This window comes from Streptomyces sp. JJ36 (assembly GCF_021696945.1).
GTDB lineage: Bacteria > Actinomycetota > Actinomycetes > Streptomycetales > Streptomycetaceae > Streptomyces.
In genome coordinates this window covers 1-6,348 of record NZ_JACYHE010000129.1, presented here as the reverse complement: position 1 = coordinate 6,348, position 6,348 = coordinate 1, and the positions used below count along the sequence as shown (strand labels likewise).

Annotated in this window: 4 protein-coding genes; 2 read left to right on the top strand and 2 right to left on the bottom strand. The window is 78.4% G+C overall.

Features of this window, described 5'->3' with window-relative positions:
* The first annotated feature begins 250 nt into the window (after positions 1-250).
* The gene (locus tag HOY81_RS26435) at positions 251-1,132 is read left to right on the top strand and encodes an alpha/beta fold hydrolase (protein ID WP_237323235.1); all 882 of its coding nucleotides are present in this window, start codon (positions 251-253) and stop codon (positions 1,130-1,132) included.
* Between the two features lie 1,240 nt (positions 1,133-2,372).
* Here the strand turns inward: HOY81_RS26435 and HOY81_RS26430 are convergent.
* Positions 2,373-3,980, bottom strand: coding sequence for an FAD-dependent oxidoreductase (locus tag HOY81_RS26430; protein ID WP_237323234.1), 1,608 nt, complete (start codon positions 3,978-3,980; stop codon positions 2,373-2,375).
* On the bottom strand, positions 3,977-5,302 hold the full coding sequence (locus tag HOY81_RS26425) for a lycopene cyclase family protein (RefSeq protein WP_237323233.1): 1,326 nt from the start codon (positions 5,300-5,302) through the stop codon (positions 3,977-3,979). Before HOY81_RS26425 ends, HOY81_RS26430 begins: the two co-directional genes overlap by 4 nt.
* 180 nt (positions 5,303-5,482) lie before the next feature.
* Here HOY81_RS26425 and HOY81_RS26420 point away from each other — a divergent pair, with 180 nt between their 5' ends.
* Positions 5,483-6,208 (top strand): trans-aconitate 2-methyltransferase, encoded by a 726-nt coding sequence (locus HOY81_RS26420; protein WP_237323232.1) that lies wholly within the window; start codon positions 5,483-5,485, stop codon positions 6,206-6,208.
* Positions 6,209-6,348: the final 140 nt, after the last annotated feature.

Sequence of the window (6,348 nt, the reverse complement as noted above, 5' to 3'; positions counted from 1 at the left end):
CGCAGGCCGCCACGGCCGAGGCGGGCCCGGCACCGCGCGGCGAGGGCGGCGCGACGGCGGAGGCCGGCGCGAGCCGTCCCCGGCGGCGCCGCCGCACCCGCTCCTCCCGTCCGGCCGCTTCGGAGGACTGAGGCGACCGCACCCGGACGTCGCCGGGCCGGCGACGTCGCAGATCCGTACGGGCGAGGCCCGGTGCCCCGAGGGGTGCCGGGCCTCGCCCGTACGGCGACCGGGCGGTAGCGTCCGGTGCATGAGCAGACCGCCGATTCTCGAGCTGCCGGCCGGCGCCCGCGCGTACCGGCTGGCCACCCGCCGGGGCGAGTTCGCCGTGCACGACACGGGCGCCGGAGAGCGGGGCACGGCGCTGCTGGTGCCGGGCTTCACGGGCAGCAAGGAGGACTTCCTCGGGCTGCTGGAGCCGCTGGCCCGGCGCGGTTTCCGGGTCGTCGCGGTCGACGGGCGCGGCCAGTACGAGACGGGCGGGCCGCGTGACGAGACGGCGTACGCGCAGCACGAGCTGGCCGCGGACGTGCTGGCGCAGGCCGGGGCGCTGGACTGCGGCCCACCGCATCTGCTCGGGCACTCGCTGGGCGGGCTGGTCGCCCGGGCGGCCGCCCTCCACACCCCGGCGGCCTTCGCCTCGCTCACCCTGATGAGCAGCGGTCCCGGCCCGGTGAGCACCGCCCAGCAGGGGCGGCTGAAGATGCTGCTGGGCGCGCTGCCGGTGATGGACATGGACTCGATCTGGCAGGCGATGCGGGAGCTGGACCCCCCGGAGGCGGCGGACGAGGCGACGCCGCCGGAGGTCGCGGACTTCCTGCACCGGCGGTGGCTGGCCAACGTGCCGGAGCAGCTCGTCGCCACCGGGCGGCAGCTCATCGCCGAGCCGGACCGCACAGCGGAGCTGGCCACCCTGCCGCTGCCGCTGCACGTCCTCTCCGGCGAACGGGACTACGCCTGGCCGCCGGCGCTGATGGACGACCTGGCCCGGCGCACCGGCGCCCGGCGCACGGTGATCGCCGGCGCGGAGCACTCCCCCAACGCGGAGCAGCCGGAGGAGACCGCCGAGGCGCTGGCGGCCGCCTGGTCGGCGGCCGCCCCCGACCCGCACGAGGCTCCGGCCCGCCCCTGACGGCGCCGAGCGGGCGCCGGCCGGCGTGGGCGACCGTGCGGAGCGCCACGGCGAGCCGGGGTCCGCACGAGCTGCGTCCCGGTCGCGGCGCGTGGGCGGCTGACGGGGCGGTGGGTGGTTGCCGTCACTGATTGGCGGGCTACGGGGGAGGGGTGGTGGGTGCCGGGCTCGTTCAGGATGCTGGTGGCGGGTGGCCTGGTCGGCTGGGGTTCACCCCTCGGTTACGCGGGCGGCGGGGCGGTCGGTAGCCGGTGACGGGGGCGCCCTGGCGGGCTGCTGCCGCGCGGTGGTTCCGGTTTCGTCTTCTCGCTCCGCTCGTTCCCCGTGCGTGGCCCTGCGGGGTCCGGCTGCGGGCCGTTCCGGAGCGGGGGTGCGCCGATGGCCGGGTCGCGCCGGAGACCCGAGGGACCGGGTCGGGCCCGGCGGGGGTGCGGGCAGCTCCCGGGCGGCCGATCGGGGGCGCCGGAACCCCGCCCGCACCGTGATCATGTACTGGTCCACGCTTTTGACGGATTCGGGCCGATTTTTGCCAAAAGCGTGGACCAGTACGAGATCCACTCATGGAATGACCCGTATGCCCGGCTTGCTCGGGCAGGACTGCCCTGCTGCGGGTCCGGCGTAAGGGGCCTCAGTGGGTGGCGCCTATTGCGATCTTGTACTGGTCCACGAAAAGCCCACAATCCGAAACCGTCAGGGGTGGTGCCCCTGCGGTCCCTTACGCCTTGTGCCCGGGGCCGCCGCGGGGCAGGCCCGGCCCGCCAGGCCATGGGGCGGCCCGCAGGCCGAGCACCGGAAGCCCGGACCCCGTAAGCCGGAAGCCGAACGCCGGACATCACCGGCCTGGCGGCCGAGCGCCGGGCTCCGGGCCCCCACCGGGCGGCAGCGCGAGCGCCCGGCCAGCCCCCGCGAGCCCCGGCCAGCCCCATGGGCTGGCCGGGGGCGCACCCCCACTCCGGAACAGCCCGCAGCCGGACCCCGCAGGGCCACGCACGGGGAACGAGCGGAGCGAGAAGACGAAAGCTCAGGCACCGCGCGGCAGCAGCCAGCCAGGGCGCCCCCGTCACCGGCTACCGACCGCCCCACCGCCCCACCCCGTCACCGAGGGGTGAACCCCAGCCGACCAGGCCACCCGCCACCCGCCACCCGCAGCATGAGCGCGCCCCAGCAAGGCACCCCTCCCCCCGTAGCCCGCCACGCAGTGACCGCAACCACCCACCGCCCGTCGACCGGCCGCAACCCTTCACGCCCCCGGCCGCGAAGCCGCCTCCGTAGCCGCCTCGCCGCCCGCACCGCCGGCCGTGGCGGCGAGCAACCGGAGCGGGGCGCTGCGCCCCCGCAGCGGTACGGTCAGCAGCCCGTGGCCACGCACCCCGTACACGCCGAGCAGGGCGTTGGCCGCCTGGAGGCCGGTGGTGGCCGCACGCTCCATCAGGGCCACCGGAAGGTCCGTACGGACGTGGTCCCCGGCCACCACCAGGCGCGGGTGGCGGGTGCGGACACCGGGCCGGTCGTGGTGGCTGCCGACGGCCGGCAGCGGGCAGTCCTGCCGCCACTCATGGCGGCTGTCCACGATCCGCGCCCCGGCGGTCTCGGGGTAGACCCGGTGCAGCGCCCGCAGGGTGCGCCGCCGCACCTCGTCCCGGTCGGCCCCGGGGTCGACGGCGTAGGCGTGCAGCTCGACGACGCTGCCGCCGGTGCGCGCCGCCCACCGGGCGGCTTCCCCCTCCCACCGCTCCAGGACGCTGACGTTGTCCAGCGGGCCGTAGCCGCTGGTGCCCAGGAAGCCCGGCCGGGAGGCGGCGACCGGGCGGTCCAGCCAGTAGCGGGAGACCAGGAAGGGCGGGGCGTCGCGGAGCCGGGCGACCCGGGCGCGCCAGCCGTCGTCGCCCAGTCCGGGCGAGGCGGCGACGAGCCGCCGGAGCCCGGGGCCGTCCAGGGCGAGCACGGCCGCGTCGTACTGCTCCTCCCGCTCCGGCTCCCCGGGGGCGGCGGCGGTGAGGGCGAAGCCCCCGGCGCGCGGGGTCAGCCGCTCGGCGCGGGTCGCGGTGCGGAGGCGTACGCCGAGCCGGGTCAGGTGGCGGGCGAGCGGCTCCCAGAGCGCGGCGGGGTACGGCTCGGACGGCACGTCGAAGCGGAGCCCCTCGGCGGAGCCGAGGAAGTAGATGTGGAACATCAGCACCAGCTCGGCGGCCGACAGCTCCCGCGGGTCTGCGAAGAAGCTGCGGGAGAAGACCTCGAAGGCGAGGTGCCGGGCGGGTGCCGGGAAGCGCACCGCGTCCAGGAACCCGGCGGCGCTGAGGTGGCCGAGGTCGCGGTGCACGGTGGCGGACCGCACGTCGAGCAGCGGCAGCGCCGCCCGGGGGCGCATCCCGCGCAGCCCGGACCAGGTGAAGGTGGGGCTGAGCGCGGTGAAGCCGAGCACGTTCCAGGGCGGCGTGCGGGGCACCCGGGCGAAGCCGTCCCGGGCGCCGCCGCTGTGCTGGAGCGGGTAGTCGGGCAGCGGCACCAGCATGGACAGGGACGGATCGGCGCGCCGCAGCAGGTTCCGCAGGTTGTAGTACTGCCGGAAGAAGGCGTGGAAGCCACGGCTCATGGTGACCTCCGTGCCGTCCGCGAGCCGGGTGGGCCAGCCGGACACCCGGCCGCCCAGCACCGGGTGCTGCTCCACCAGGTCGACCCGCACCCCGCGCTCGGCCAGCCCGGTGGCGGCGGCCAGCCCGGCGATACCGCCGCCGAGCACCACGGCCCGTACCGGCCGGGACGGGCGGGCGGTACCACCGGGGGCGGGCCGGTACACCGCGCGGCGGTCCCGGGCGAGTCGCGTACGGGCGCCCCCGCCCGTCCTCACACCGTCTCCTCGGCGTACGCCGGCCCGTACGGCCGCGCCCCGGGCGGCGGTGCGGGGGCGCGGCGGGGCAGCAGCGGCAGCTCGGCGAGCGAGCGCAGCAGCGGCGGCACCGGGGCACGCAGGCCGATCGCCAGGTCGTCGGCGGGCCCGGAGCGGCCGTCGAGGAAGCGCAGCACCCGCTCCAGGGGATGCCGCCGGAAGAGGTCCTCGAGGAACGCGGCACCGTCCAGCCGGCCGGTGGCCAGGGCGCGCAGCCAGGCGGCGTCCATGACCCGGTGACGCCGGGCGTACGGCCGGGGCGGCAGCGGGACGCGGCCCGCACGGTGTGCGGCGGCGACCGCGGCGCACTGACGCTGTACGGCGGCGAAGGTGTAGCCGGTGCTGGGCCGGGTGGCGCCGCCCGCGGCACCGATCCGCAGCACGGACCGGCCGGCGCGCCGGGGGAAGGCGCCGTCGGTCATCGGGATGGCGCCCTGCTCGGTACGGGTGACGGTGAAGGGGCCGAGCGGGCGCACCCGGCGGGTGTAGTGCTCGAGCGCCTCCCGGTAGCCGTCCGCGTCCCGTACGGCGGCCGAGAACTCGGTGTACTCCAGCAGCGCGGTACGGCGGTCGAAGGGCAGCACGTAGACGAAGGAGAGCCCGCGTGCGGGCTGCGGGGTGCGCAGGTCCATCAGCTCGGCGGTGTCCGGGTCGAAGGCGTCCCGCTCGGTGCGGACGAACCATCCCCGGAAGTGCTGCCACAGGGTGGTGCGGGCGGGCGGCAGACGGCGTGGCGGGCGGGAGTCGAAGACCCAGCGCGCCCGGTGCCGGAACGGCCGCCCGGCGGCGTCCGCGCCGTGCACCTCCGCGCCCCGGGGGCCGTCCCGGACGCCGGTGACGGTGCCGGTGAGCCGTCGCACCCCCGGGCGGGCGGCGAGCTCCGCGCCGAGCGCGCGGAGGTAGTCCCCGGAACGGATCATCCGGTACGGCGGCACACAGTCGCCGGCCACCGCACGGCCGTCCCGGCCCCGCACCAGCAGCCGCGGCCAGCGGGCGGCGACCGGGACGGCCGGGTCGCCCGCCGCGCCGCCGGGGTCGCCCCAGAAGCACCAGGTGCGGTCCGGGCTGGTGTCCGGACCGGGCGGCGGGTCGATCAGCAGCACGCCGGGCGCGTCGCCGGACGTCCTGGTCAGCTCGTGGGTCAGCGCCAGCCCGGCGGCCCCGGCGCCGACCACGATGATCCCGGCGCCGGCCCCGGGCGGGGCGGCCGCGACGGGCGCCGGGGCCGTCGCGGGGGCGGGTCCCGGGCCGGGGGCCGGTGCCGTGGTCCTGCGGTGGTGCATCCGCTCCTCCGGAAGGTGCCGGCCGGGCCGGGCCCGCCGCGGACGGCTCAGCCGACCGGGCGTACGGGTCCGGCGCACGGCCGGGGTAGACGTGACGGTGGGGACGGCCCCGCGGCGGGCCACACCCGCGCCGCGCCCGTGGGGGGCCGCGGCGAGCCGGCGAGGAAGGGACGGCCGCCCATGAGCCGGTTGCGGGACGGCGAACTGGCCGCGGCCTTCGACGCGGCGGCGGCCGCCTACGACCCCCTGGTGGCCGCCAACCCCGGTTACCACCGGCAGCTCCTCCGCGCCGCCGGGGCGCTCGCGCTGCCGCACGGCGGCGCCGGCCTGCGGGTGCTGGACCTGGGCTGCGGGACGGGCGCGTCCACCGCCGCACTGCTGCGGGCGGCGCCCCGGGCGCGGATCACCGCCGTGGACGCCTCGGCCGGCATGCTGGACCGGGCCGCCGCCAAGCGCTGGCCGCCGCGGGTGACCTTCGTGCACGCCACCGCGGAGGCGCTGGCCGCGGCGGGGGTGCACGGCCCGTTCGACGCGGTGTTCGCCGCCTACCTGGTGCGCAACCTCACCGACCCGCTGCCGGTGCTGAGCGCCGTACGGGAGCTGCTGGCCCCCGGCGGGCTGCTCGCCGTGCAGGACTACACGCTCTCCGGTGCGCGCCGGCACCGGCTGGTCTGGCACGCCGTCTGCCGCGGCCTGATCGTCCCGGCGGGGGCGCTGAGCCCGGGCGGTGCGGCGCTCTACCGCCATCTGTGGCGCAGCGTGCTGGACTTCGACACCGCCCCGGCCTTCGCCCGCCGGCTGCGCGTGGCCGGGTTCACGGGGGTACGCGTCTCCCCCGCGGGCGGCTGGCAGCACGGCGTCCTGCACACCTTTCTGGCCCGCACGCCGCCGCCCGGCCCGCAGTGACCCCTCCGGGGCACCGCCCCGGAGGGGTACGGCCGCCGCCGGCGACGGCGCCGGGGGCGCCGCGCGCTCCGCGGCCCCCACGGGCCGGGACGCGGCGCCCGCGGACCAGGGTGCGGCCGCCACGGGCCGGGCACCCGCGG

What these genes read in the sequence shown, in the direction of transcription:
- HOY81_RS26435 (WP_237323235.1), top strand. Translation starts at nt 251, where the DNA reads ATGAGCAGACCGCCGATTCTCGAGCTGCCGGCCGGCGCCCGCGCGTAC.
- HOY81_RS26420 (WP_237323232.1), top strand. Translation starts at nt 5,483, where the DNA reads ATGAGCCGGTTGCGGGACGGCGAACTGGCCGCGGCCTTCGACGCGGCG.
- HOY81_RS26425 (WP_237323233.1), bottom strand. Translation starts at nt 5,302, where the DNA reads ATGCACCACCGCAGGACCACGGCACCGGCCCCCGGCCCGGGACCCGCC.